General features: G+C 67.0%; 20 protein-coding genes and 1 tRNA gene. 12 read left to right on the top strand and 9 right to left on the bottom strand.

Annotated features, from left to right (window positions below; all coding sequences use genetic code 11):
* Positions 1 to 301 precede the first annotated feature (301 nt).
* Positions 302 to 1,477: an acyl-CoA dehydrogenase family protein gene (locus EAO27_RS16445; RefSeq protein ID WP_242771780.1), complete on the bottom strand. Its 1,176-nt coding sequence runs from the start codon at positions 1,475 to 1,477 to the stop codon at positions 302 to 304.
* Positions 1,478 to 1,689: 212 nt separating this feature from the next.
* On the opposite strand from EAO27_RS16445, the gene EAO27_RS16440 reads away from it, so the two are divergent.
* Positions 1,690 to 2,946, top strand: a complete 1,257-nt coding sequence (locus tag EAO27_RS16440; protein ID WP_242771778.1) for a dipeptidase — start codon at positions 1,690 to 1,692, stop codon at positions 2,944 to 2,946.
* A 130-nt stretch (positions 2,947 to 3,076) separates the two neighbouring features.
* Here EAO27_RS16440 and EAO27_RS16435 read toward each other — a convergent pair whose 3' ends face one another.
* Positions 3,077 to 3,478 (bottom strand): DoxX family protein, encoded by a 402-nt coding sequence (locus EAO27_RS16435; RefSeq protein WP_242771776.1) that lies wholly within the window; start codon positions 3,476 to 3,478, stop codon positions 3,077 to 3,079.
* Complete coding sequence (locus EAO27_RS16430; RefSeq protein ID WP_242771773.1) at positions 3,475 to 4,767, bottom strand: FAD-dependent oxidoreductase; 1,293 nt, start codon at positions 4,765 to 4,767, stop codon at positions 3,475 to 3,477. Before EAO27_RS16430 ends, EAO27_RS16435 begins: the two co-directional genes overlap by 4 nt.
* A gap of 167 nt (positions 4,768 to 4,934) precedes the next feature.
* Between EAO27_RS16430 and EAO27_RS16425 the strand changes: the two genes are divergently transcribed.
* A tRNA-Gln gene (locus EAO27_RS16425) sits at positions 4,935 to 5,008 on the top strand.
* Between the two features lie 32 nt (positions 5,009 to 5,040).
* On the opposite strand, the gene EAO27_RS16420 is transcribed toward EAO27_RS16425, so the two are convergent.
* Positions 5,041 to 5,712: a CerR family C-terminal domain-containing protein gene (locus EAO27_RS16420; protein WP_242771771.1), complete on the bottom strand. Its 672-nt coding sequence runs from the start codon at positions 5,710 to 5,712 to the stop codon at positions 5,041 to 5,043.
* Between the two features lie 82 nt (positions 5,713 to 5,794).
* Between EAO27_RS16420 and EAO27_RS16415 the strand changes: the two genes are divergently transcribed.
* A complete protein-coding gene (locus tag EAO27_RS16415) occupies positions 5,795 to 7,141 on the top strand; it encodes an oxygenase MpaB family protein (RefSeq protein WP_242771769.1) in 1,347 nt (448 codons plus the stop codon).
* A gap of 33 nt (positions 7,142 to 7,174) precedes the next feature.
* On the opposite strand, the gene EAO27_RS16410 is transcribed toward EAO27_RS16415, so the two are convergent.
* Positions 7,175 to 8,131, bottom strand: a complete 957-nt coding sequence (locus EAO27_RS16410) for a Coq4 family protein (RefSeq protein ID WP_242771767.1) — start codon at positions 8,129 to 8,131, stop codon at positions 7,175 to 7,177.
* Positions 8,132 to 8,230: 99 nt separating this feature from the next.
* On the opposite strand from EAO27_RS16410, the gene EAO27_RS16405 reads away from it, so the two are divergent.
* The gene (locus tag EAO27_RS16405) at positions 8,231 to 8,872 is read left to right on the top strand and encodes a TetR/AcrR family transcriptional regulator (RefSeq protein ID WP_242771765.1); all 642 of its coding nucleotides are present in this window, start codon (positions 8,231 to 8,233) and stop codon (positions 8,870 to 8,872) included.
* Between the two features lie 31 nt (positions 8,873 to 8,903).
* Here the strand turns inward: EAO27_RS16405 and EAO27_RS16400 are convergent, their stop codons facing one another.
* The gene (locus EAO27_RS16400) at positions 8,904 to 10,343 is read right to left on the bottom strand and encodes an MFS transporter (protein WP_242771763.1); all 1,440 of its coding nucleotides are present in this window, start codon (positions 10,341 to 10,343) and stop codon (positions 8,904 to 8,906) included.
* Positions 10,344 to 10,352: 9 nt separating this feature from the next.
* On the bottom strand, positions 10,353 to 12,854 hold the full coding sequence (locus tag EAO27_RS16395) for a TonB-dependent receptor (RefSeq protein WP_242771761.1): 2,502 nt from the start codon (positions 12,852 to 12,854) through the stop codon (positions 10,353 to 10,355).
* A 514-nt stretch (positions 12,855 to 13,368) separates the two neighbouring features.
* Between EAO27_RS16395 and EAO27_RS16390 the strand changes: the two genes are divergently transcribed.
* Positions 13,369 to 14,826, top strand: a complete 1,458-nt coding sequence (locus tag EAO27_RS16390; protein WP_242771759.1) for an alpha-L-fucosidase — start codon at positions 13,369 to 13,371, stop codon at positions 14,824 to 14,826.
* Between the two features lie 27 nt (positions 14,827 to 14,853).
* On the opposite strand, the gene copD is transcribed toward EAO27_RS16390, so the two are convergent.
* On the bottom strand, positions 14,854 to 15,786 hold the full coding sequence (copD, locus tag EAO27_RS16385; RefSeq protein ID WP_242771757.1) for a copper homeostasis membrane protein CopD: 933 nt from the start codon (positions 15,784 to 15,786) through the stop codon (positions 14,854 to 14,856).
* Between the two features lie 4 nt (positions 15,787 to 15,790).
* Complete coding sequence (gene copC / locus EAO27_RS16380) at positions 15,791 to 16,174, bottom strand: copper homeostasis periplasmic binding protein CopC (protein ID WP_242771755.1); 384 nt, start codon at positions 16,172 to 16,174, stop codon at positions 15,791 to 15,793.
* Positions 16,175 to 16,324: 150 nt separating this feature from the next.
* On the opposite strand from copC, the gene EAO27_RS16375 reads away from it, so the two are divergent.
* The 7 genes from EAO27_RS16375 (at position 16,325) to EAO27_RS16345 (ending at position 24,308) form a co-directional block, all read left to right on the top strand.
* Positions 16,325 to 16,591 carry a hypothetical protein gene (locus EAO27_RS16375; protein WP_242771753.1) on the top strand — a complete coding sequence of 89 codons (267 nt, stop codon included), beginning with the start codon at positions 16,325 to 16,327 and terminating at the stop codon, positions 16,589 to 16,591.
* Positions 16,591 to 17,031, top strand: a complete 441-nt coding sequence (locus tag EAO27_RS16370) for a periplasmic heavy metal sensor (protein ID WP_242771751.1) — start codon at positions 16,591 to 16,593, stop codon at positions 17,029 to 17,031. The genes EAO27_RS16375 and EAO27_RS16370 overlap by 1 nt, the downstream gene beginning before the upstream one ends.
* Entirely contained in the window at positions 17,028 to 17,630 is a 603-nt protein-coding gene (locus tag EAO27_RS16365; RefSeq protein WP_242771749.1) for an RNA polymerase sigma factor, read from the top strand. The genes EAO27_RS16370 and EAO27_RS16365 overlap by 4 nt, the downstream gene beginning before the upstream one ends.
* Positions 17,631 to 17,697: 67 nt before the next feature.
* On the top strand, positions 17,698 to 19,491 hold the full coding sequence (locus EAO27_RS16360) for a copper resistance system multicopper oxidase (RefSeq protein ID WP_242771747.1): 1,794 nt from the start codon (positions 17,698 to 17,700) through the stop codon (positions 19,489 to 19,491).
* Positions 19,488 to 20,648: a copper resistance protein B gene (locus EAO27_RS16355; RefSeq protein ID WP_242771745.1), complete on the top strand. Its 1,161-nt coding sequence runs from the start codon at positions 19,488 to 19,490 to the stop codon at positions 20,646 to 20,648. The genes EAO27_RS16360 and EAO27_RS16355 overlap by 4 nt, the downstream gene beginning before the upstream one ends.
* Positions 20,649 to 20,694: 46 nt before the next feature.
* Entirely contained in the window at positions 20,695 to 21,198 is a 504-nt protein-coding gene (locus EAO27_RS16350; protein ID WP_242771742.1) for a DUF411 domain-containing protein, read from the top strand.
* 401 nt (positions 21,199 to 21,599) lie between these two features.
* Entirely contained in the window at positions 21,600 to 24,308 is a 2,709-nt protein-coding gene (locus EAO27_RS16345) for a TonB-dependent receptor (protein WP_242771739.1), read from the top strand.
* The last annotated feature ends 11 nt before the right edge of the window (positions 24,309 to 24,319 follow it).

Below are 24,319 nucleotides of genomic sequence, written 5' to 3'. Positions count from 1 at the left end.
CCATGGGGAGGGGACCGCTCGCGCAGCGAGTGGTGGAGGGGCCGAAAGACCACACGACGCCTGACGGCGTCGGCCCCTCCGTCAGCGCTTCGCACTGCCACCTCCCCATCGCTGCGCGACAGGGAGGAGCGGGGTCGCTTCGACCGGCTACGGGCTTGTCTTTCATCATCACCCCGGACTTGATCCGGGGCCCATAACTTCGACGCTGCTATGGATCCCGGATCAAGCCCGGGATGACGAAGTCAGGCGGGAACGTCCGCTCCCCACCCCAAAGCTGCCTTCCGCGCGGCACCCTCGCAGGCTAGCGCTTGCCCCCGAACAATTGCCGCCCCGCGAGGTCGAGCATGATTTCCTCGCTGCCGCCGCCGATCGCGTTGACGCGGACCTCGCGGTAGATGCGCTCGACCTTGCTGCCGGTGATATAGGAGGCGCCGCCCAGCACCTGCGCCGCCTCGCGCGCGACGCTCTCGAGCATGCGTGTCGCCTGCACCTTGAGCATCGCGAAATCGGCGGGGCGGTCCTTGCCGCTCTTGACCTGCCAGGCGGCGAGGTCGACCCACGCTTGCGTCGCCTCGATCTGGCGCTCCATGTCGGCGAGCTTGATGCGGATCGATTGGTGGCCGACGAGCGGCTTGCCGAAGGTCTCGCGCTGCTGTGCCCATTCAGCCGCCTCGGCGAGCGCGACGCGCGCATAGGCGCAGCAGCCCATCGCCATGCCCAGCCGCTCCGAATTGAAATTGCGCATGATGCCGATGAAGCCACCATTTTCGGGCCCGATCAGGTTCGTCGCAGGGATGCGCACATCGCTGAAATGGATCGCGGCGGTGTCGCTGCACCGCCAGCCCATCTTGTCGAGCCGCGTGCGCTCGACCCCGGGTGCGTCCATCTCGATGAGCAGCAGCGAAATGCCTGCCGCGCCCGGCCCGCCGGTGCGCACCGCGCAGGTCAGCCAGTCGGAGCGCATGCCCGACGTGATGAACATCTTGCCGCCGTTGACGATGTAGCTGTCGCCGTCGCGCACCGCCGTGGTCTTGAGGTTGGCGACGTCGCTGCCGCCGCCCGCTTCGGTGATGCCGAGCGCGATGATCTTCTCGCCCGCGAGCACCGGCGGCGCGACGCGCTGCTTGAGTTCGTCCGACCCCAAAGCGAGGATCGGCGGCAGCCCGATGCCGTGCGTCATCAGCGACGCGCCGAGCCCGCCTGCGCCGACCGCGGCGAGTTCCTCGGTCAGCACGAGCCCGTGGAAATTGTCGAAACCCTCGCTGTGTCCGCCATATTGCTCGGGATAGCGCAGCCCGAGTATGCCCGCTTCGGCGGCCTTTTTGTGCAGCTCGCGCGGCAGTTCGCCCTCGGCCTCCCAGCGGTCGATGTGGGGCGCAATCTCGCGCTCGACGAAGCGGCGGATGCTCTGTGCAAGCGCCTCGTGGGTTTCGTCATAATAGGGCGAACGCGCGCGCCAGTCGTCGAAAGCTGTCATGCGTGCGATGCTGCGCGGGGTTGACGTAAACGTCAAGCGAAGTTCGCGCGCAGCGAAGCTGCCATTTCCGGGTTTGCACGAAGATGCAAAGGCGCGAAGATGTCGCTTTCGACCTCTTCGTATCTTCGTGCGAAACCATCGGGTGCGGTCTTTCGGTCGAACAGTTCGTCTCGGGCTTGCACCGTCTGATCAACGCATTAGGGTCACGCGCCATGACAAAGTCGCACCTGCTCGCCGGCCTCGCCGCCTTCGCCCTCGTCTCCACCCCCGCTCTGGCGCAGAAGACGCCCGAGGCGATCGCCGAGGCGGCCTTGAAAAAAGCGCCCATCTTCGACGGGCACAATGATGTGCCCTGGGAACTGCGCGGCAGCGTCGGCAATGTCATCAACGATTTCGACTTCAACGACACCACCAAACCCAAGCCCGACGACAGCGTGATGCACACCGACATCCAGCGGCTGCGCAAGGGGCATGTGGGGGCGCAATTCTGGTCGGTTTATGTGCCGTCGAACAGCAACGAACAGCAGGCGGTGCAGCAGACGATCGAACAGGTCGACGTCGCGAAGCGGCTGATCGCGCGCTACCCGAACGACCTCGGTTTTGCATCGACCTCGGCCGAACTCGAGAGCCAGATGAAGGCGGGCAAGGTCGCGGGCATGCTCGGGGCCGAGGGCGGTCAGTCGATCGGATCCTCGCTCGCGGTGCTGCGCCAGCTTTATGGCATGGGCGTGCGCTACATGACGCTGACGCACGGCAAGACCACGCCCTGGGCCGACAGCGCAACCGACGCGCCGCAGCACGACGGGCTCACCGATTTCGGCAAGCAGGTCGTTCGCGAGATGAACCGCCTCGGCATGATCGTCGATTTGAGCCACGTCAGCGAGGCGACGATGAAGGACGCGCTTGAAGTGACGAAGGCCCCGGTGATGTTCAGCCATTCGGGCGTGCGCGCGGTCAACGACCATCCGCGCAACGTGCCCGATTCGGTGCTGCCGGCGGTCAAGGCGAACGGCGGCGTCGTGATGGTCGTGCTCTATGCCGCTTTCCTCGACCCCAAGCTGCGCGCACACGGCCTGTCGCGTACAGCGGAGAGGGCGCGGCTCGACGCGCTCTACCTCGGCAATCCCGACGGTGCGGCCGCGGCGCTCAAGGCCTGGGACGCCGCCAACCCTGCGCCGCAGACGCCGATCGGTATCGCGGCGGACCATATCGACCATCTGAAAAGGACGATCGGCGTCGATCATATCGGCATCGGCGGCGATTATGACGGGATGGACGCGACCCCCGTCGGGCTGGAGGATGTCACCGGCTATCCGCGCCTGTTCGCCGAACTCGCGCGGCGCGGCTACACGCAGGCCGAGCTTGAAAAGATATCGAGCGGCAACATGCTGCGCGTGCTCAAGGCGGTCGAGGCCTATGCCGCAAGCCAGAAGGGCCAGCCGCCGATCGAAACGCCGGTGGCGAAATAGGGCAAATCCTCTCAGCCGTTCGTGCCGAGCCTGTCGAAGCACCGTATTTCTTCCGTCAACGGCGGAAAGAAAGAACGGCCGTTGGCGCTACGCGCCCTCTTCGAGTCCGGCGGGCTCCGCCCAGGCGGATTCACGACGGAGCCTTCCTCTCGAACGGCCAATCCACCGCGCCGCCCGCCCACAAAGCCCACCAGATGATCAGCGGCTGCAGCGCCAGTCGCGGGCCATGGTACCACCAGCTCAGCGTTTCGCCGCCGATCGCGACATTGGCGAGCGCGTGGTGGAAGTTCGCGGGCCAGACGCAGAGTGCGTAAAGCGCGAGGCTCAGTCCTGCCGCCTTGCGCAGCCGCGGGATCATGAGCCCGATGGCGCCTGCCAGCTCGGCGACGCCTGTGGCGGCGACCACTTCGGAGGGGAAGGGCACCCACGGCGGGGTGATCGCGAGGAAGGGCGCGGGCGTCGCGAGGTGGCGCCAGCCCGCATAGCTATAAGCGAGCACGAGCAGCCAGCGCAGCGCCGCGCGCGCCGTCACCGCCCGATCGCGGCGAGCATCGCCTCGACGCTGGTGAATTTCTCGCGCGGGTTGCCGTCGAGCGCGGCGGCTACCTCGGCGGCCTCGATCTTGCGCCAGTCGCGGAAGGTGACCGGCGCGATGGTCCGGCTTGCGAGCAGCGCGTCGAGTCCGGCGCGCCCGGCCTTGTCGCCGCCACGTCCGATATCCTCGAGCAGCATTTCGGCGATGCGTGCGCCGTCGGGCTTGTTGGTGCCGATGGTTCCCGACGGCCCGCGCCGCGCCCAGCCGACGCAATAGAGGCCGGGCAGGATCCTCCCCTCGTCGCTCGCAAAGCGGCCGCGGCCATGTTCGTACGGCACGCCCGGGATCGGCGGGGTCTGATAGCCGATGCAGCTCACCACCAGCCCTGCCTCGATCGCATAGGTCTCGCCGGTGCCGTGGCTGCGCAGGTCGGCGTCGAGCGTCGTGCGCTCGACGATCACGCGCTGGACCTTGCCGTCGCCCTCGATCGCGACGGGCATGGCAAAGAAGTCGAACTCGATCGTCACCGGTTTTGCGACGGGGTTGGCGGCGAAGGCGCGCAAATGCGTCACCGACTTGCGCATCCCGGGCTCAAGCAGCGCATCGTCGCCCTCGGGCGGCAGGTCGGCGGGGTCGACGCGCGGGCTGGCGCGTTCGAGATGGCCCAGTTCGCCGAGCTCCTTGGGGGTCATCGCGATCTGGTGCGGGCCGCGGCGACCGAGGATGTGGATCTCGCGCACCGCGCTCGCAGCCAGCGCCTGGCGCGCGTGCACGACGATGTCGCTGCCCGCGAATTCGGCCGGGGTCTTGGCGAGGATGCGCGCGACGTCGAGCGCGACATTGCCGTTGCCGATCACCGCGACTCCCGCCGCGTTCAGCTGCGGATCGAGCGCGGCAAAATCGGGATGGCCGTTGTACCAGCCGACGAAGGCGGCGCTGCCGATCACCCCCGGCAGGTCGGCGCCGGGGATGTCGAGCGGTCGGTCGTTGGGTGCTCCCGTCGCGAGCACCACCGCGTCGTAGAGCCGGGTGAGCTCGTCGATGGTGATGTCGGTGCCGACCGAGACATGGCCGACGAAGCGGACATTGTCGGTGAGCGCGACGCCCTCATAGCGGCGCGACACCGCCTTGATCGACTGGTGATCGGGCGCGACGCCCGTGCGAATCAGGCCGTAGGGGACGGGCAGGCGGTCGATGACGTCGATCGCAATATCCTCGGCCTTCTGAAGGGATTCAGCAGTGTAATAGCCGGCCGGACCCGACCCGACGATCGCGACATGACGCATTCAGCCCACTCCTTGGGTGGCCGGCGCGGCGGCGCGGCCCCTCTTTGTTATCGCGGCGATGCTAGCGGCGAATTGCGGCAGGGCAAGCCGCCATCGTTGCGCGGACGCTTCCATTGCCGCAGCGGTCTTGACAGCGCGCGCGTCGGATCATAATGCGCCCGCCTCGTTGCCCCGTCGTCTAATGGTAAGACTACGGATTCTGATTCCGTCTATCGAGGTTCGAATCCTCGCGGGGCATCCAGACTTCCTCTACAGCGCCGATGCTCAGGCCTCCTAGCCGAGCGCGTCAATTTGCCCGTCGAGCGCGGCGATGACGAGTGCGGTGTAGTCGGCCTTGCCCGCGGTCCGGGCGATGACGGGCAGGCCGGAGAGGAAGCCCGTCAGGCTCGAAATCATCAGCACCGCGCGTACTTGCGCCTCGGTTTCGGTCAGTCGTCCGCCCGTCGTCTGCACGATCAGCTCGGTCGCGAGCTCGATGCCGGGGCGCCACAGTTCGGCGTAGAGAATCTCGAAGGCGGGGCCGGGGCTCGCGATTTCGCGCTGCACGAACAGCGACGGATTTTGTGCCCCCGGGGTCGCGAGCAGGAAGCGCGCGAGCGCCGCGAACAGCCGCTTGAGGAGGGTGCGCGCCGCGCCGGGGGCCAGCGGTTCCTGGAGTGCGGCATAGGAGGTCAGCGCCACGGCGCCCATGCCTTCGCGATAGCGCGCGACGATCGCGTGCGCGCAGGCAAGGTAGAGGCCGCGCTTGTTGCCGAAATAATAGGTGAGCGCGGGCAGGTTTACCTCCGCCTCCCTGGCAATCTGCCGCGTCGTGACGCTGGCGAAGCCGCTGTTGCCGAACGCGGCGAGCGCGACGGAGAGGATGCGCGCGCGCGTCTCCTCGCCCTTGCGATAACCGTCGGAGGCAGTGCGGAGCGGGGCGATCGGGGTTGCGGGGCGGGGCATCGGCAGGGTCTGTCCGTTCGGCTTGAATTTATATCGTTTGATATATATGATTGCGACCATCTCGTCGAGGGGGAGAGGAACATTGATCACACGCACGGCGCTCGACAATCTGTGGGCCAGGGTCGAATCGCAGCGGGACCGGGTGCCCGCGATGTACGGCAAGGTCGATTTTCGGGCCGTTCCCGAACGCTTCACTGCGACCGCGGGCGATCCGACCGCGCTGTCGGGTAAATATGATCGCGACCGCGATGCGCTGCTCGCCGACCCTGACCGCCTCGAATTCATCCGCGCCTATACGATGATCGGCGACGTCACCGCCGACGCCTATGCCGCGCTGATGCGCGAATTTGGTTTCCGCACGCTCGTCGACATGCTGACGCGCGCCTGCGACGAGGGGGTCGAGAATGTCCCCGACGCGCCGCCCGAACTGGTGGCCTTCATCCGCGACATGGAACGGGTGCCCGACTGGCTCGACATGAAGCTGGTCGAGGAGGGGGCGCGGATCGACCGCAATTCGGCTGCGAACTTCGGCCCGTTCATCATCCGCGGTGCCTTCATTGCGACCTTCATGAACAAATATGCCGCGCTGCCGATGGCGATCACCGGCACGCTGTCGCGCCAGACCGCCGCACGGCGCGTCAAGGACACCGCGACCTTCTTCACCACCTCGCTGCTGCCCGGCGCGCTCGAACGACACGGTCCGGGTTTCAAGGCGGCGGCGATGGTGCGGCTGATGCATTCGATGGTGCGCGCGAACGTGCTGCGGCGTCCGAAGGAATGGGACATGGACGTCTACGGCATCCCGATCCCGCAGGTCGACCAGATGCCCGCCGGGCTGATCTCGGTCTTCCTCCTGTCGTACAAGATGATCGAGGAGGGGCGCCACGAATTCACCCCCGCCGAACGCGCGACGGTCGAACTCGCCCGCTATCGCTGCTTCCTGCTCGGGCTGCCCGAGGAACTGCTCGCCGACACGCCGCAGGGAATCGTCGATCTGATGAACGCGCGCAGCGGTACGCTGCGCAGCGGCTATGACGACAGCACCTGCGGCGAATTGCTGCGCGCGACGATGGCGGCGGACCTGCGCCCCGACGATTCATGGCGCGCGCGCCTGCACGAAACCTTCGAGCGCGCCTTTGCCAAGCTGTTCTTCGTCAAGAGCTTCATGGGCGGCGACAAGGCAAAGGCGGCGTCGATCGGGGTCGATTTGACCGCAGGCGACGTCGCGCTGGCGGCGCTCGCCGGACTGTTCATCTATACGCGGATTCGGCTCTATGCGATCGCCGCGCATATTCCTGGCCTGCGAACGATCGCCGACCGGCGGCTGATTGCAAAGCTCCGGGCGCAGCTCGCCAGCTACGGCCACGCCGATTTCACCACCGACGCGGCGCAATATCGCCCGTCGCCGGCGCCTGTTCCCGCCGAGTGAGTTTGAGGGGCGCCGACCAAGGCGCCCCATTGCCTACACTTTGGGGATGGCGGCTTCCATCATCCGCACCGCCGCGCTGTCGAGCGGGCGGATGTCGAGGTCGGCGCGGACACGCTCGATCGGGTCGGCGATGCGCAGGTGCCAGGGAACCGCCATCAACTGCTGCGTCGCGCGGCCGTGCCGCCAGCCGTCGAAGGTCACGGTCAGCAGCAGGTCCATCAGCGCGGGCATGTCGACCGCGGTCTTGGTCGCCACCGTGGCGAGAAAGCGGGTCGAATAATTCTGGCCGAACTGCGCCATCTGGAAACCCGAGATCGCGACTTCGCCGGCGGGGGTGAAGCCATATCCGCCAACCAGATGCCAGACATCGTGGAGCTGGAGGATGCGCCGGTTGGTCCGGTTCTGCGCCGGATAGTCGCCGGGCAGGACGACGGTGTCGGCGTCGATCACCTCGATATCATAGCCGTTCGCGTTCAGCATCGACAACAGGTCGTGCGCCAGGCTGTCGGTCGAATGCCGCTCGAGGTCGGCGGTGGTCAGGCGGACCTCGGGTTGCGCGATCAGCTCGTGGACACTTTCGAATTCGAGCAGCGCGGCTTCGCAGGCGTCGATCATCCGCTGGTCATAGTGATTGCCGAGTGCGACGACCGCGAGCGTCAGGTCCAGCTCGCCGTCGGTGGGCGATCGGGGCCGGCCGATGATGTCCCAGAACCCGTCCCACAGGGGGCGCGGGGCGGCGACACGCGGCTTGCCGTCGGTCACCCACGGCAGCGCGGCAGTGATCCGTGCCGCGCGTTCGGCGGGATCGCCGCTCGCCGATGTGGCGTCTGCAATCGCGTCGAAGATCGGTACCTGCGCGACGGGATCGATGAAAGCCGCGGTGGTCATCAGCGCCGCGAGGCCCAGCGCCGGCTCTTCCGCCAGCGGCGGGCGGGCCGTTTCGACCCAGGCTTCGAATTCCTTGCGCATCGCCACGTCGATCATCGTCATCCATCTCCCAAATTTCGTTGACCGGGAGATTATCCTATAAGAATAGAATGATCAACTTATATAGCTGGCGCTTCGCGCGGCATTGATTATAAGCGGCGCATGGACGAACCAGCCAAAGTCAGTTTCCCGCGGCGCGCTGCGGCGAAGGCGCGGACGCGCCAGCGTATCGAGGAGGCCGCGCGGCGGCTGTTCGTGACGCTGGGCTATGGTGACGCCACGATGGCGGCGATCGCCGAGGCCGCCGATATCCACATCACGACGCTGTTCACGCATTTCGCGTCGAAGCGCGACCTCGCTGCGGCGATTGCCGTCACTGCGGGGACGCGGTTCGAGGCGGTGGTCGCGACCCAGCGCGCGCAGGGGGTGCCCGTGCTCACCTTCTGGCGCAATCAGGTGGTGCGGCTCGCGCATGCCTATGAACGCGACGGCGACGGCCAGATCAACCTCGGCCGCGCGCTCGCCGGCGAACCCGAACTCCTGCCGGTGTGGTACGGGCATCAGCGGCTCCAGATCGACCTGATGACCGACTATATCGCCGACGAACTCGGCATCGATCCCGCAGTCGATCGCCGCGCCCAGATGGCCGCCGCGATGCTGGTCGCGGGCGGCCGCATGGCGTTCGACGCGTGGATCGAAAGCGGCCGCGCGGGCGATCTGGTCGCCGAGAACGAGCGTCTGCTCGACGCTGCCGAAGCCCTGCTCGCCAGCGGCCTGCCGCTGGTCCGGCGCGACGGCTTCTAGCCGGGATGTCCGGTCGAGCCGACCCACGCCATCATTCCGCGGCTGCTTCGCCCAGTTGCCGGATATTCTCCAGGTGGCGCGACCGGGTGATCGGATAATAGGCGAGGCAGATGATCGCGATGACGGTCGCGGCCGACAGCGCCGCGATATAGATGGTCGCCAACCCGTGCAGCGCCTCGGCGCCGACCTGGCCGGGCTGTGCATTGTCGGGGAAACCGACGAAGGCCAGCAGCAGCCCTGCCAGCATGATTCCCATCCCCGAAATCGCCTTGTTGACCATGGTGGCGGCCGAAAATAGCAGCCCCTCGGAGCGGCGCCCGGTCTCGAGCTGGATCTGGTCGGTGACGTCGGCGACCATCGACACCGCCAATATGCCCCCGGCGATCGCCGTCATCATGTTGAAGGCGAACTGGCCCATCAGCAGCCCGAGAAGCAGCGGGTCGCCATTGGCGGGAAACAGGCCGGCGAGCCGCAGGATCAGCGGTAGCACGCTCGATATCAGCGACAGGGCGAACATCAGCATCGCCGCCGGCTTCTTCCCGACGCGCGCCGAGAGAGGCAGCACGACGACGAAGGCGAGCAGGATCCCGATCACCGCGGTCGAGGCGACCGTGGCGATCTGGGTGGCGCTGAGCTCCCAGAAATAGGTCGAGAAATAGACCCCGAGCGACAGGTTCAGCCCCGACGCCACCGCGAAAAACAGGCTGGCGAGCAGGATCGAGACATAGGCGGGATGCACGAGTACCCCCAGCATCTCGCGCAACATCTGGCCTATCGGAACCTTGGCGACGGGCGGCGGCGGCGGGCGTTTCAGCACTTCCTTCTGCGTCCCCAGCGACGAGATCAGCACCGACAGCATCATGATCGCGGCGGCGACCCACGCATAGGTGACATAGCCGCCCGCGTTGAGATGGCCGACCGGTTGCGCCGCCGTCGGTTGCAGGAAATAGCCGAAGGTGACGACCGTCATCGCGATCCCGCCGCACACGCCAAAGAAATAGCGCGCGGCGACCAGCTTGGTGCGCTCGTCATAGTCGCTGGTAAATTCGGCGAGCAGCGCGGTCGAGGGTATCTCGTAGAGGCTGATCGAGAAACGCACGAGGATCGCGGTGGTGACGAGCCAGGCGAACTGGGCGCCATGCGCCATTTCGGGCGGCGTCCACAGCAGGAGGTAAAAGAGCGCGATGGGCAGCGCAGCGGCATACATGAACGGATGCCGCCGTCCCCAGCGCGTGCGGACATTGTCCGAATATTGCCCGAGCAGCGGATCGAACAGCGCATCGGCGATCATCGCGATCATGATCGCCGTTCCCACCCAGGCCGCCGGAAGCCCGACGACCTGGTTGTAGAACAGCATCAGCAGCGCGTTGAAACCATGATCCTTGACCCCGAAGGCGATCGTGCCCGACCCGTAGAGCAGCCGCGTCTTCAGCGGCAGCGTGTCGGCCGGGCGTGCGTCGATCCTGTCCACGCGGGCCGCCTAGCGGAACCGGAATTCGAGCTGGAGGCCATAGGTTCGCGGCGGCGTGAACGAATAGGATTGCGCGACATCAAGGGTCGGCGACGAGGCGAGCAGATTGCCCTGCGCGTTGTCATAGCCCTTGCTGTCGAACAGATTCTTCACATAGCCGATGACGCGATACCGGTCGTCGGGGCCGGTCCAGATCGCCCGCAGGTCGACCTGATCCCAGGACGGCATGCGGTTGTACGCGCGGTTGAAAATCTTGCTGTACGCCGAACTGCGCAGGACATAATTGCCCGACAGCGACAAGGTGCCGGGTCCGACATCGATGCTGTACATCGCGTTCAGCGCCAGCTTGTGGCGCGGCGTGTCGGACAGCCGGGCCCCGGCAACGCTTTGCGGTTGCTGGAAGCCAAGGGGTGGGCCCGACGGCTGTGCCCCCGGCTGGATGGCCAGCGGATCCTGATCGTCGACAAAGCAGCAGCCGTCGTCGATCCGCGAATTGCCATAGCCGTAATTGACCGACAATTGCAGCGGATCGGCGGGTTGCCACGCCAGTTCGACCTCGGCGCCATAGCTTTGCGAGCTTTTGAGGTTGAAGAACTGGGTCAGCTGCGCGCCGCCCGGCTGCGACACCGTCAGCGGCACCTGAAGCCCCTGATAGTCGTAATAGAAGCCCGCGAGATTGACGCGCAGTCGCCGCCCGACCGAACGTTTGTAGCCCGCCTCGAACGCGTCGACATGCTCGGCGCCGGTCTGCGGCAGCACCGAAATGCCGCCCGCGTTGAACCCGCCCGATTTATAGCCGCGGCTGTAGCGCAGGAACGCCAGCTGGTCGTCGGTGGGTTGCCATTCTATGGCGACGGTGCCGGTGACAGCGTTCCAGCTTTGCGCGAGCCCGCGGCGCGCGATTCCGGTGGCGGGGTCGATGGTTACCGCCGACGCGACGCCCGGCGCGGCGAGCGTCGAGATCTGCGACGCGGTGATGTCGAGCGCCGGGGTCGCCGACCCGTAGAGGTCGGGAGAGAAGCCGCCGCAGCCGAAGCAGAGGATGCGGAAGGATTCGTCGCCGCTTTTCCGGTCGTGCGTGTAGCGCAGCCCCGCGGTCACGCGCAGCGCGTCGGTGAAGCGATAGTCTATCTGGCCGAAGACCGCCGACGATTTGGTGGTCAGCGTCGACGCGGCATAAACGAAGTCGCCGAGCGGGTTGGCAGGGCCGTTCGCCGGCGCGCGCAGCTGCAGCTGGTTGGGCGCATTGAAATGCGATTCCTGCGTCAGCGTTTCCTGATAATAATAGACCCCGGCGACCCATTGCAGCGGCCCGTCGGTGTTCGACGTCAGGTTGAGTTCGCCGCTGCCGAAGCTCTTGTCATTGTGCAGGTTGAGCTGCGTCGACGGGAAAGCGGTGAGCGGGGTGCAGCCCGGAATGAAGGCGCAAAAATTCCCGGCGGGATTCAGCGGGAAAGCATAGGAAATCACGCTCGTCCCGTCGAGTTCGTAGGTGTTGTCGATGCGATATTCCTGATAGCCGCCGAGCAGGCGGACGTCGAAGGTCGGCAGCGACCATTTGATGTCGCCGGTCGCGCCGAAATTGCCGCGCATGCGTTCGGTCTGGGTCGTGTCGGCGCTGAAGCGCCGGATGTTGGTGGCGCCCGGCGGGACGGGATTGGGATCGAGCGCGACGACGCCCGGGATCAGATAGCCGAAGGCGGCGCCCGGCGTGATCGCGCCGGTCGGGTAGGGGAAGAAGTCATAGGGCCCGACGCGGTTGAGCGGATGGGGGTTGAGGTCGGTGCGGCCCGAAAAGACCTTGGCCCAGGCGGTCACGTCGGGACCGAGGTCGGCTTCGAGCTGCAGTTCGACATAGCGGCGTTCGCCGCGGCCGCCCTCGCTGACCCCGCCGGCGACATTTTTGAAATAGCCGCGTTCCTGCTTGCTGTATCCGCCCGCCAGCCGCGTGCGCAGCCCCTTGGTGAGCGACCCCGACGCCGACGCCTCGATCGTGTAGAGGCCGTAATTGCCGACCGTGCCGCGCAGGTCGGCGCTGAAATCCTCGGTCGGGCGCTTCGAGATCGCGTTGATCGCGCCGCCGATCGAGTTGCGGCCATAGAGTGTGCCCTGCGGGCCGCGCAGCACCTCGATGCGCTCGATGAAGAAATCGGACGCGGCGATCGAGGTGGTCGAGGCGTCGTAGATGCCGTCGGTATAGGTCGAAACGCCCGGGTCGCTGCCGTTGGTGTTGGTCTGGCGCCCGATGCCGCGGATGAAGACGCGGTCGTTGCCCGCCGAATAGCTGAGGCCGGGGGTGAAGTTCGCAAAATCCTGGAGCGTGTTGATGCCCGCGAGCTGGCGGGCGTCGGAGGTATAGGCCGATATGGCCAGCGGCACGTCCTGCAAATTGACGCTGCGCTTTTCCGCCGTGACGACGATTTCGGTCAGCCCCGACCCGTCTTCGGCTGCCGGGGGCTGCGCCCCCGCGGTCGCCGAACCCTGCGTCTGTGCCGCAGCCGGCATCGCCATGAATGCGACGCCCGCAAACATCCAAGAAATATTCCGCATACCACGCCTCTCCCGCCGCCAGCGATCCTGCTGGTCGATTATTGGCGCGATGGGCCCGCTGATGCGGGTCCCACGCTATGGACGGTGAAATGCCATGCCAGCATCCCCCACACCCATCGTTATAGGTGTTTCATATATTAGTCTATAACCATATATTGAATGCGGCGATTTTGCCGATGGCCAAGCGGTTTTCGGCGAATTTGCGCGGATTTTCGTCGCGGGTCCGGGCGCCCTATCCCCTTGGCAACGCACGCAGAGGCCATCGCGGCGATTTCCGCGCCGGCGCATATTGCCATTGCATGATATATTTTTCTACTATTATAGAATCATTGCATCCGGCTCGCGACTGCGGGTCGGCAGAAGCCGTCGTCACAAAGAGGGCGAGGCCCAAGGGAGAAGGCAGGATGGACCGAGTGTTTCGTACCAGGGATCGGCGGACGGCATCGACGCGCGGCATCGATGGAGGGCGCCGCTGATGGCTTCGACCGCCGAGACGCTCGCCGAACTCAACGCGCGCCCCGTACCCGACTGGTATCAGGACGCGAAATTCGGCATCTTCATCCACTGGGGCGCCTTCGCCATCCCGGGCTTCGCGCCGCGGCTCGGTTCGATCGGCGAAGCCTTTGCGAAGGATTATGACCGCGCCGTCGCGATGGTCCCCTATACCGAATGGTATTGCAACGCGATCAAGGTGGAAGGGACGCCGTCGGCCGAATTCCACCGCACGCACTACGGCGACGCGCCCTACCGCGATTTCAAGCAGCCGTTCGAGGCCGGGCTCGCCCAGTGGGATCCCGCCGCCTGGGCCGAGGCGTTTCGCGACGCCGGCGCGCGCTATGTCGTCCTCGTCACCAAGCATCACGACGGGCTTTGCCTGTGGCCGAGCGAGGTCGAGAACCGGCACGAACGCGACTGGACGACCGCACGCGACATCGTCGGTGAGCTTGCCGCCGCGGTCCGCGCGGCCGGGCTGCGGTTCGGTGTCTATTATTCGGGCGGGATCGACTGGACCTTCAACCGGCGGCCGCTGCGGACGCTCGGCGATTTCATCGCGTCGACCCCCGGCGGCGACTATCCGGCCTATGCGATGGCGCAGGTGCGCGAGCTGATCGATCGGTACGAACCGTCGGTGCTGTGGAACGACATCAGCTGGCCGACGCGGCCGGGGCCGCTCTATCGCCTGTTCGCCGACTATTATGCCGCGGTTCCCGACGGGGTGGTCAACGACCGCTGGGTTGCGGGCAGCGTGCAGCGCGACCTGCTCCGCATCCCGCTGATGCGGCGCTATGTCGACCGCAAGATCAAGGCGGCCGTCGCCAAACAGGGCGCCGACGCGTCGAAGGGAATCATTCCGCCGGAGATTCCGCACAGCGATTTCCGCACCCCCGAATATGCCGCCTTCGCCGAAATCCAGGCGAAGAAGTGGGAGGCGACGCGCGGCATGAGCCACAGCTTCGGCTTCAACCGCAACGACGGCGAAGACGATTATGCCAGCGCCGAAACGCTGATCCACGATTTCATCGATGCCGTGGCGCGCAACGGCAATTTGTTGCTCAACGTCGGCCCGCGCGCCACCGATGCCGGGATTCCTGGCGAGCAGCTCGAACGGCTGCGGCGTTTCGGCGGCTGGCTGCGCGCGAACGGCGAGGCGATTTACGGCACCCGCCCGTGGACGCGTTCGGACGCGGAGACCGCGTGCGGTCAGGCGGTGCGCTTCACCGCCGCGCCGGGCCGCGTAAACCTGATCTTCAAGGGGCCCGTCGCGTCGAACCGCATCGTGGTCCGCAACCTGTCGATCGAGGGCGTCGCCCGGCGGCTCGACGATGGCAGCCCGGTCGCGCTCGAGGCGCTCGGACCCGACTTGTTGCTGACCTTTGCCGGACCGTGCGGCGATCCGCTCGCAACCGCGGTGACGATCGAAGTGTCGGGCTGACCGGCGCGCCGACCCCCGGCCCGACGGTCAGGCCGGGGCGGGCAGCGACGGGTCGAGCGTTCCGAGCCACGCGACGAGCGCGAGAATGGCGAGGCCAGCCGCCGCCTCGATGGCGAGGCTGCGGCGGATCGCGCCGATTGCCGTCCGCGGATCGCCGTCGGCGAGCGACGCGGCCAGCGCGGGGGTCAGCCGCCAGCGATTCGCCGCGGCCAGCGCGAGCATCGCGCCGAAAAGCAGGAGCTTGACGAGCAGGAGCTGCCCGTAGGGTGTGGCGATCATCGCGGCGGAATGGCCGATTCCGAAGATCATCTGGGCGTTGATCATCCCGGTCGCGGTCAGGACGAGCACGCACACCGTCCCCGCGGCGGCGAACCGGTCGAGGCTGCGCGCGGCGAGCGCGGGCGTGGCGATCGCATGCTGCGGCCGCAGCAGGAGCAGGAACGCCATGATCGCGCCGAGCCAGGCCGCGGCGGCGATCATGTGCGCGGCGTCGCTGGCGCGATGGAGCGTTCCGGGAAGGCCCTCGCCGGCGCCGGCATGGCCCGACCATGCCAGCGTCGCAAGCGCGACCGCGCCGGCGGCCGCCACGGTTGCGAAGGCCCGAACCGACCCCGTGCCGGGCCGCCGTGACGTCCACAGCGCGACCGCCAGCGCGATCATGCCGGCGATCCACGCCGCGCCGACGTCGGTCTCGCCGATCATGGTGCGCAGCATGGCGGCATCGATCTCGACCGGCGCGACGCCGTGCATATTGGCGGTCAGCACGACAAACCCCGCCGCCGACAGCAGCAGCGCGATCGCGCAAAGCCCGCGCAGCGGGCGGGCGAGGATCGCGGCGATCGCCGGGTGGCGGCGGTCGTCGCGGGCGAAGGCGTAGAGCGGGAAGGCGGCGAGCCCCGTGAGAAGCATGAGGTCGGCGTAGAGGGCGAACCGCACGCCTTTCACGAGGAGGTCGGTCATCGCCCTATTTCACCGCGAAGCTGAATTCGCTGCCCATGCGGTGCGTGTCGGCGCCCGCCGCCGACCATTTGACCTTGTAGGTGCCGGGGACCAGCGCGCGCTTCGGTTGCAGCGTCATCGACTTGCCGTCCTTGCCCATCGCCGAACTGAACGGGATCTTCATCGGCGGATGGTCCTTCATGCCGGGCATGCCGGTCATCACCAGTTCGGCCTTGACCGTCGAGGCGATGAGCTTTTCGCTGAACTTCAGCTGGACCGACGTCACTTTCGACACGGCGGCGTTCGCGGCCGGGGTCGAGGCGACGAGCCGGGCGTGCGCCAGCGCGGTGCCCGGCATCGACGCCAGCGCGATCGCGGCGGCGAGGTGGAAGGGGAGCCACTTGTTCATAAAAAACTCCAATTGAATGTCCGTCTTGGCTATTACGCATCATCGCGGCGGCGCCCTCGGAAAAAAGGGATGCGCCGACAGCCGGGGACGATGAGGGGGAAGGCGCCGGGGCGCGTATGACTCCTCTGAAAGGATAGGCGGAAACAGCCGATGGACGACGAACTTCGGATATTGAAAGCGGCCGGGATGCCGGAGACGCTCGACGCGATCGACGATCGCGTGCTGCACCTGCTCGCGGCGCGCCAGCGCGAGGCCGCGGCGATGCGGCGGACGATCGCGCTCGCCGCGTTCGTCTCGCTCGGCGGCGGGGTGATCGCGGGGAGCGCCTTTGCGCCCTCCGCCGTCGCGGCGAGCCCGCTCACGCCGCTCGTCCCCGCCAGCCCGCTGGCGCCGTCGACGCTGCTGGATTCGCGCTGATGGGGTCTTCGCGCCGTTTGCTGATCGTTGGGCTGATCGCCTTTCTGGCGGCGCTGGCCGGGGTGTTCATCGGGCGGGCGCTCGTCGATGCGCCGCGTCCGAACGAGACCGAGTTGCATGCCCTGCTCCACCGTGAGCTGAAGCTGTCGCCCGCGCAGGAGCAGAAGCTTCGCTCGATCGAGGCCGGGTTCACGGCGCGGCGCGAGGCGCTCGAGCTTGAAATGCGCGCCGCCAACATCCGGCTCGCGCAGGCGATCGAGGCCGAGCATGGCTATGGACCGCAGGTCACCAAGGCGATCGACGAGACGCACGAGGTGATGGGCGACCTGCAAAAGGAAACGCTCCAGCATCTGTTCGCGATGCGCAGCGTGCTCGATCGCGATCAGGCGGCGATGTTCGACAAGGTCGTGGTCGAGGCGCTGACCGCCGATGCGCGGTGAGCCTCGACCTGTCGTCATGTAGCGACGGCGAACTCGCCGCGCTGGCCCGCACCGGGCGGCAGGATGTCTACCGCGAGTTCCTGGCGCGCTACAAGGCGCCGGTCTTTCGCCTGATCCGGGGCAATGTCGCCGATGCCGACGAGGCGATGGATTTGACGCAGGAGACTTTCGTGGCGGGTTTCGCGGCGCTGGCGCGCTACGACGGCGAGCGGCCGTTCCGGCTGTGGATTTCGCGTATCGCGCTCAACAAGTGCCGCGACTGGGCGCGACGGCGCGCGGTGCGCGCCTTTTTCGCGCGCGCGCTGCCGCTCGAAAGCGCGCACGACGTGGCGATCGATGCGCCCGCGCCCGACGTCGAGGCGGAGGCGCGCGCCGAACTCGCGCGCGTCCGCGCCGCGATGGCGGCGCTGCCGCACAATCTGCGCGAAGTGCTGGTGCTGCGCGGGGTCGAGGATCTCAGCCAGTCGGAGGCGGCGGCGGTGCTGAACGTCAGCGAAAAGACGGTCGAGACGCGGCTCTATCGTGCGCGGGCGAAGCTGCGCGTGCTCCTCGACGGGGGCGGGGGAGCGGCCGGCGGTCCGCACCCCGATAATCTTTGACGCGGGCAAGGGGCATCGGGCCCCGCTGCGTAAATAGGTGCAGACAGGCACAAGTATCAGGAAGATCATGCAGATAGACAGGCGTCGTTTCGTTGGCGGAGCATTGGGTGGCGGGACGGCCGTCGCGCTTGCGTCGTGGTTCCCGGCGTGGGCGCAGCCGGTGTCGCCCGGGATCGCGTCGACGCTGCCCACCGTGTCGGGGAACGACATTACGCTGCGCATCGCGCGCCAGACGATGCGCATCGACGGCAAGGTCAGCCGCGCGATCGGCATCAACGGCACCGTGCCCGCGCCGCTCGTTCGCCTCAAGGAGGGGCAGCGGGCGAAACTCACCGTGATCAACGATCTCGACGAGGACAGTTCGATCCACTGGCACGGGCTGATCCTGCCCTTTCACATGGACGGGGTTCCGGGGGTGAGCTTCCCCGGCATCAGGCCCAAATCGACCTTCGTCTACGAATTCCCGGTCGTCCAGTCGGGCACCTACTGGTACCACAGCCATTCGGGCCTCCAGGAACAGCTCGGCCATTATGGCCCGATCGTGATCGACCCCGCGGGCGCCGACCCGGTCGGCTACGACCGCGAGCATGTCGTCGTGCTGTCGGACCACAGCCCGCTCGCGCCCGAGGAAATCTTCCGCAAGATGAAGGTCAACCCGGGGCATTTCAACATGCAGCGCCAGACGCTCTCGGGGCTGCTCGCGGGCAAGGACCAGCCGCTGGGGGACCGCCTCGAATGGGGGCGGATGCGGATGGACCCGACCGACATCGCCGACGTCAACGGCTCGACCTACACCTTCCTCGTCAACGGCCACGGCCCGCGCGACAACTGGACCGCGCTCTTCCGCCCGGGCGAGCGCGTGCGGCTGCGCATCATCAACGCCTCGGCGATGACGATCTTCAACCTGCGCATTCCCGGGCTGCGCATGACGGTCGTCCAGGCCGACGGGCTCAACGTCGTCCCGGTCGAGATCGACGAGTTCCAGATCGCGGTCGCCGAAACCTATGACGTCATCGTCACCCCGGTCGAGGACCGCGCCTATACGCTGGTCGCCGAGGCGAACGACCGGTCGGGCATGGGCCGCGCGACGCTCGCGCCGCGGCCGGGCATGGTGGCAGAGGTGCCGCCGCTGCGCGAACGCCCGCTCGCGACGATGACCGACATGGGCATGGGCGCGATGGCGGGCGGCGACGCGTCGTGCACCGCCGAGCATGCCGCGATGGGGCACTGCACCCCGGCGCCGGCGGACGCCGCGGGGCAGGATCATGCCGCGATGGGGCATGGCGCGGCGGCGGGCGGCATGAGCCACAGCATGCGCGACTTCAGCGTCGCGCCGCAGGTCCGCCGCGACCCGAGCGTCCAGTCGATTTCGCCGATGCCCGTCGACCGCACGGGCGAGCCGGGGCAGGGGCTCGAGAACGCCGGGCACAAGGTGCTGACCTACCACGACCTGACCGCGCTCGAACGCAACCCCGACGTCCGCGCCGCGTCGCGCTCGCTCGACATCCACCTCACCGGCAACATGGAACGCTTCATGTGGTCGTTCGACGGGGTGAAGATGTCCGATTATCACGACCCCATTCCCTTCATCGAGGGTGAGCGGGTGCGGATCAACCTGATCAACGATTCGATGATGAGCCACCCGATCCACCTGCACGGCCATTTCTTCGAACTGGTCACGGGCAAGGGCGACCGATCGCCGCGCAAGCACACCGTGCTCGTCCAGCCGGGCGGCACCGCGAGCTTCGACTTCACCGCCGACGCGCTCGGCGACTGGGCGTTCCACTGCCATCTCCTCTACCATATGCACGCGGGGATGATGCGCGTCGTCAGCGTCCGTCCGAAGGGAGAGGCGGCATGACGCGGATCGCGCTCCTCCTCGCCGGTATCGCGCCCTTCGCCGTCGCCGTGCCTGCCGCGGCGCAGACGATGGACCATTCGATGCACGGCGCCGCCCCCGCGGCGCAGCCCGCCCCCGCCGAAGCGCCCGGCTGTACCCCCGAGCACGCCGCGATGGGGCATTGCACCCCCGAGGCCGCGCCGGCCGCGGACGGGGATGCCCACGCGGGACATGGAAAGGGGCATGGCAAAGGGCATGGCGCCGGGCATGCGATGGATCCGGCCATGGATCAGGCGCCGGATCAGGCGCCGGCGCCGTCCGATCCCGACTGTCCGCCCGAACATGCGGCGATGGGGCACTGTACCCCGAAGCAGGCCCCCGCGCACGGCGAGGCCCGCGAACCCGCGGTGCCGGGCGCCAGCGGCACCGACCTGCCGCCGGGCGACGCCCCGGCCCCGCCGCCGCCGGGCGACTGGTACGCCGACCGCCTCTTCCCGAAAGAAGAGATGGAGCATTCGCGGCACGAGATGATGAAGGAAAACGGCGCGCAGACGATCGCCTTCATCAGCATCAACCTCGCCGAATATCAGGCGCGCAAGGGGCATGACGGGTTCCGCTGGGACGGCGAAGCCTGGTACGGCGGCGACATCAACCGGCTGACGCTGAAGAGCGAGGGCGAGGCGGCGTTCGGCGAAGGGCTGGAAAGCGGCGAGATCCAGGCGGTCTACAGCCGCGCGATCGGACCCTATTTCAACGCGCAGGCGGGGATTCGCCAGGACATCGGCCGGGGTCCCGACCGCACCTATGCGACCGTCGGTTTCGAGGGGCTGGCGCCCTATTGGTTCGAGGTCGAGGGCGCGCTGTTCCTTTCGACCAGGGGCGACCTGCTCGCCCGGATCGAGGGCAGCTACGACCAGCGCATCACCCAAAAGCTGGTCCTCCAGCCCGCCGCCGAGATCAATTTCGCGCTGCAGGACGTGCCCGAAAGCGGTATCGGGTCGGGGCTTTCCGACGTCGAGCTCGGGTTGCGGCTGCGCTACGAGATCGTCCGCGAATTCGCGCCCTACGTCGGCGTCGAATGGGCGCGCAAGATCGGCGACACCGCCCGTTTCGCCCGCGCCGCGGGCGAGGATGTCGGCGGCGTCAGCGTCGTGATGGGCATCAAGACGTGGTTCTGATGCCGCCCGCCGTGGCGGCCGCCGAAGGATGACGAGGAGCGAAGCGATGAACCGCCGCAGCCTGATCGCCGCGCTCGGCGCGGGGACGGTCGTGTGGCTCGCCGGCTGCGACGCCGCGCCGCGGCCGCCGGTTGCCGGCGAGGATGCGGCGACGCCGCCGGAACCGGCGGCTCGGGGGTCCTCGATCCATGTCTATCGCGATCCCGAATGCGGATGCTGCGAGGCATGGGCAGCGATCGCGCGCGACGCGGGATATGCGGTGACGGTCGAAAGCCGCACCGACATGTCGGCGATCAAGGCGCGCCACGGCGTGCCCGACGAACTCCATTCGTGCCACACCGCGATCGCGGATGGCTATGCGATCGAGGGGCATGTGCCGCTGGCGAGCGTCGCGCGCCTGCTCGCCGAGCGGCCGGCCGATATTCGCGGGATCGCGGTGCCGGGCATGCCGCGCGGTTCGCCGGGGATGGAGATGCCCGACGGCAGCGTCGATCCCTATCGGGTGATGGCCTTCGGTGCGGCGGGCCGGATTTCGGTGTTCGGCGCCTGAGTCGAACCGCGCCGGCGATTCGGTGCCGGCGACCCATCGCCGCCCCTTTTGGCCGACCGGGGCCGCGGGCGCGCAGCACCCGCGCCTGATCCGCGTGCCGTATCCGCACCAGGGCGCCCGGATGCCCGCGAGCGTCGCCTGCGCACCGGCGCGGCCTGTTTTTTCCGATATTTCCTTTCGCTACCTCCCGGCACGATGATCGTTCGTTGCCGATGGCGCGCCCGCGGCGAGAAAAAAGTTCAAACTGCATGAGGGGTGTCCGCGCCCCGTGCGTATTACCCATACCCGGATCGTGTCCAAAACTTGATTTAACTAAATGAAATAATTCAGAAATTTTCTGTTGACCTGTATATACATTTGATGCTCCCTGCCGCCATCAGACAGCCAACAGGGGGTCCGTCATGACGACCAGGAAATTTTTGCTCACGAGCGCGGCCGTTGCCGCAACGATCGCGGCGCCGGCCTTTGCGCAGACCGGCGGCACCCCGCAGGCGGCGCCCGACGCCGCCGAATCGGATCGCGCATCGGACATCGTCGTCACCGGGTCGCGCATCCGCCGCCAGGATCTTGCGGGCGTCGGACCCGCGACGGTCGTCTCGGCCGAACAGATCGAGAATACCGGCGTCGTCAACATCGAGACCGTGCTGCAACGCCTTCCCGCCAATGCGGGTTTCGCGGGCAACCAGACCTCGGCCTATTGGGCGAACAACGGCTATGGCACCGCGCAGGTCAATCTGCGCGGGCTCGGCATCAAGCGCACCCTCGTGCTGCTCAACGGCCGCCGCCTCGTCGCGGGCGGCACCGGCGCCAACTCGTCGCCCGACCTCAACATGATCCCGGTCGTCGCGCTCGCGCGCACCGATGTGCTCAAGGACGGCGCCTCGGCGATCTACGGCGCCGACGCGATGGCGGGGGTCGTCAACCTCGTGACGCGCACCGACTATGAAGGGCTCGGGGTCAGCCTGCGCCAGGGAATCACCGAAAAGGGCGACGGTTCGGATTTCACCGCCGACCTGATCTGGGGGATCCGCAATGACCGCGGCGGCGTGATGGCGGCGGTGACTTACCAGAAGACCCGCGCGGTCAACATGGCGACCCGCGCACCCTGTTCGCTCGCCGAAACGACGCCGGGGGCGCTTGGCTGCGTCAACAGCGCGTCGACGATCGGCGGCCGCGCCGTGCTGCCCAATGGCCAGCAGATCAATTTCAACCAGCGGCTCGGCGGCGACGGCGACTTCTTCGAGCCGTACAGCGCCGCGAAGCATAATTTCAATTCGAACCCGTTCCTCAACGCGGTGAGCCCGGTCGAACGCGTCAGCACCGCCTTTTTCGCCGACTATGACCTCACCGACAATATCGAGGCCTTCGGCGAATTCCTCTACACCTTCCGCAAGTCGAACCAGATCGCGACGCCCGGCACGCTGCGCAACCTCGCGATCGCGGCGAGCAATCCGACCAACCCGACGGGAGAGAATATCGTCCTGATCCAGCGCCGCCTCGCCGAGCCCGGGCCGCGCCAGTTCTTCCAGGAAACCGACACCTGGCAGGGCACTTTCGGGTTGCGCGGCAAGCTGTCGAACGACTGGGCGTGGGAGGTTTCGGGCGCGTTCGGCCGCAACACCGCGGTCGACGGTTCGACCAATATCGCCAACCTCGAGCGCGTGCGCAACACGCTCGACACGACCAAGTGCAGCCTCGCCGCCGGTGCGTCGATCCCCTGCGCCGACTATCTGGGCTTTGGCGACCTGACGCCCGAGGTGCTCGATTATATCCTCTTCACCTCGCGCGACCGCGGCGGCAACGAACTCGCGACGGTCACCGCCGACCTCAACGGCAGCCTGTTCAACCTTCCCGCGGGCCCGGTTTCGTTCGCGACGGGGGTCGTCTACCGCAAGGAAAAGGGCTGGCGCGATCCCGATCCGCTGACCGTGCTCGGCATCGCCAACACCAACCAGCAGGATCCGATCTCGGGTTCGACCACGGCGAAGGAGGCGTATCTTGAGCTTTCGGTGCCGATCCTGGCGGGCAAGCCCTTCTTCGAGGCGCTGACGCTCGACGGCGCGGTGCGCTTTTCGGACTATAACCTGTTCGGCAGCGACTGGAACTACAAGGCCAGCCTCGACTGGATGATCAACGACAGCTTCCGGCTGCGCGGCACCTATGGCACCGGTTTCCGCATTCCGAACGTGCCCGAACTCTACGGCGGCGTGTCCGAAGGCAATCTCACCACGACCGATCCCTGTTCGCGCTACACGACGAGCGGCAATGCGACGCTGATCGCCAACTGCCAGGCATCGGGAGTGCCCGCCAACTATGTCCAGCTCGGCACGACCATCCTGACCACCGTCGGCGGCAACGAGAATCTGAAACCCGAAAGCTCGACGACCTGGACCGTCGGGACGGTGATCTCGCCCAAGGGGCTCGTCCCCGGCCTTTCGCTGACCGCCGACTGGTTCGATATCAAGATCAAGGATGCGATCCGCGCGATCCCCGGCTCGACCAAATTGTCGATCTGCTACGCGAGCCAGAATCTGTCGCACCCCTTTTGCGACGATTTCACGCGCAGCAACCTGACGGGTGAAGTCACCTATCTGTCGGCGCAGCCGATCAACACCGGACGCGAGGAAATGAGCGGGCTCGACCTCGGCCTCGTCTACGCCGGCGGCATCGGCAGTGTGAATATCTCGCTCGACGTCAACCTGACCTACCTCAACAAATATGTCGTCCTGCCTTTCCCCGGCGGCGCGCCGATCGATTTCGACGGCTTCATCGGCGGCGGCAACGGCGGCTATTCGAAATGGCGCGGCTATGGCGTGCTCACCGCCGAAAAGGACGGCATCAGCGCGACCTGGTCGACCCAGTGGATCGGCAAGGCGACCGACTTCAATGCGGCGCCCGGCGAAATCGGCTATCGCACCCCGAATGTCTTCTACCACAATCTCCAGCTCGCATACGAAATCGACGAAAAGACGCGTTTTCAGCTGGGGATCGACAATCTCTTTGACCGCAAGGCGCCCTATATCCAGAGCTTCACCGATGCGAACACCGACACCATGACATACGACCTGCTCGGCCGCCGCTTCTACGTCGGTTTCCGGACGGCGTTCTGAAGGGGCGCATG

It is taken from the genome of Sphingopyxis sp. YF1 (assembly GCF_022701295.1).
Taxonomy (GTDB): Bacteria; Pseudomonadota; Alphaproteobacteria; order Sphingomonadales; family Sphingomonadaceae; genus Sphingopyxis.
This window is presented reverse-complemented; position numbering and strand designations above follow the sequence as displayed.

Excerpts from the sequence above, each read along its gene's own strand:
- EAO27_RS16445 (WP_242771780.1), bottom strand. The coding sequence starts at position 1,477 with ATGACAGCTTTCGACGACTGGCGCGCGCGTTCGCCCTATTATGACGAA.
- EAO27_RS16440 (WP_242771778.1), top strand. The coding sequence starts at position 1,690 with ATGACAAAGTCGCACCTGCTCGCCGGCCTCGCCGCCTTCGCCCTCGTC.
- EAO27_RS16430 (WP_242771773.1), bottom strand. The coding sequence starts at position 4,767 with ATGCGTCATGTCGCGATCGTCGGGTCGGGTCCGGCCGGCTATTACACT.
- EAO27_RS16420 (WP_242771771.1), bottom strand. The coding sequence starts at position 5,712 with ATGCCCCGCCCCGCAACCCCGATCGCCCCGCTCCGCACTGCCTCCGAC.
- EAO27_RS16410 (WP_242771767.1), bottom strand. The coding sequence starts at position 8,131 with ATGACGATGATCGACGTGGCGATGCGCAAGGAATTCGAAGCCTGGGTC.
- EAO27_RS16405 (WP_242771765.1), top strand. The coding sequence starts at position 8,231 with ATGGACGAACCAGCCAAAGTCAGTTTCCCGCGGCGCGCTGCGGCGAAG.
- EAO27_RS16395 (WP_242771761.1), bottom strand. The coding sequence starts at position 12,854 with ATGGCGATGCCGGCTGCGGCACAGACGCAGGGTTCGGCGACCGCGGGG.
- EAO27_RS16390 (WP_242771759.1), top strand. The coding sequence starts at position 13,369 with ATGGCTTCGACCGCCGAGACGCTCGCCGAACTCAACGCGCGCCCCGTA.
- copD (WP_242771757.1), bottom strand. The coding sequence starts at position 15,786 with ATGACCGACCTCCTCGTGAAAGGCGTGCGGTTCGCCCTCTACGCCGAC.
- copC (WP_242771755.1), bottom strand. The coding sequence starts at position 16,174 with ATGAACAAGTGGCTCCCCTTCCACCTCGCCGCCGCGATCGCGCTGGCG.
- EAO27_RS16375 (WP_242771753.1), top strand. The coding sequence starts at position 16,325 with ATGGACGACGAACTTCGGATATTGAAAGCGGCCGGGATGCCGGAGACG.
- EAO27_RS16370 (WP_242771751.1), top strand. The coding sequence starts at position 16,591 with ATGGGGTCTTCGCGCCGTTTGCTGATCGTTGGGCTGATCGCCTTTCTG.
- EAO27_RS16360 (WP_242771747.1), top strand. The coding sequence starts at position 17,698 with ATGCAGATAGACAGGCGTCGTTTCGTTGGCGGAGCATTGGGTGGCGGG.
- EAO27_RS16355 (WP_242771745.1), top strand. The coding sequence starts at position 19,488 with ATGACGCGGATCGCGCTCCTCCTCGCCGGTATCGCGCCCTTCGCCGTC.
- EAO27_RS16350 (WP_242771742.1), top strand. The coding sequence starts at position 20,695 with ATGAACCGCCGCAGCCTGATCGCCGCGCTCGGCGCGGGGACGGTCGTG.
- EAO27_RS16345 (WP_242771739.1), top strand. The coding sequence starts at position 21,600 with ATGACGACCAGGAAATTTTTGCTCACGAGCGCGGCCGTTGCCGCAACG.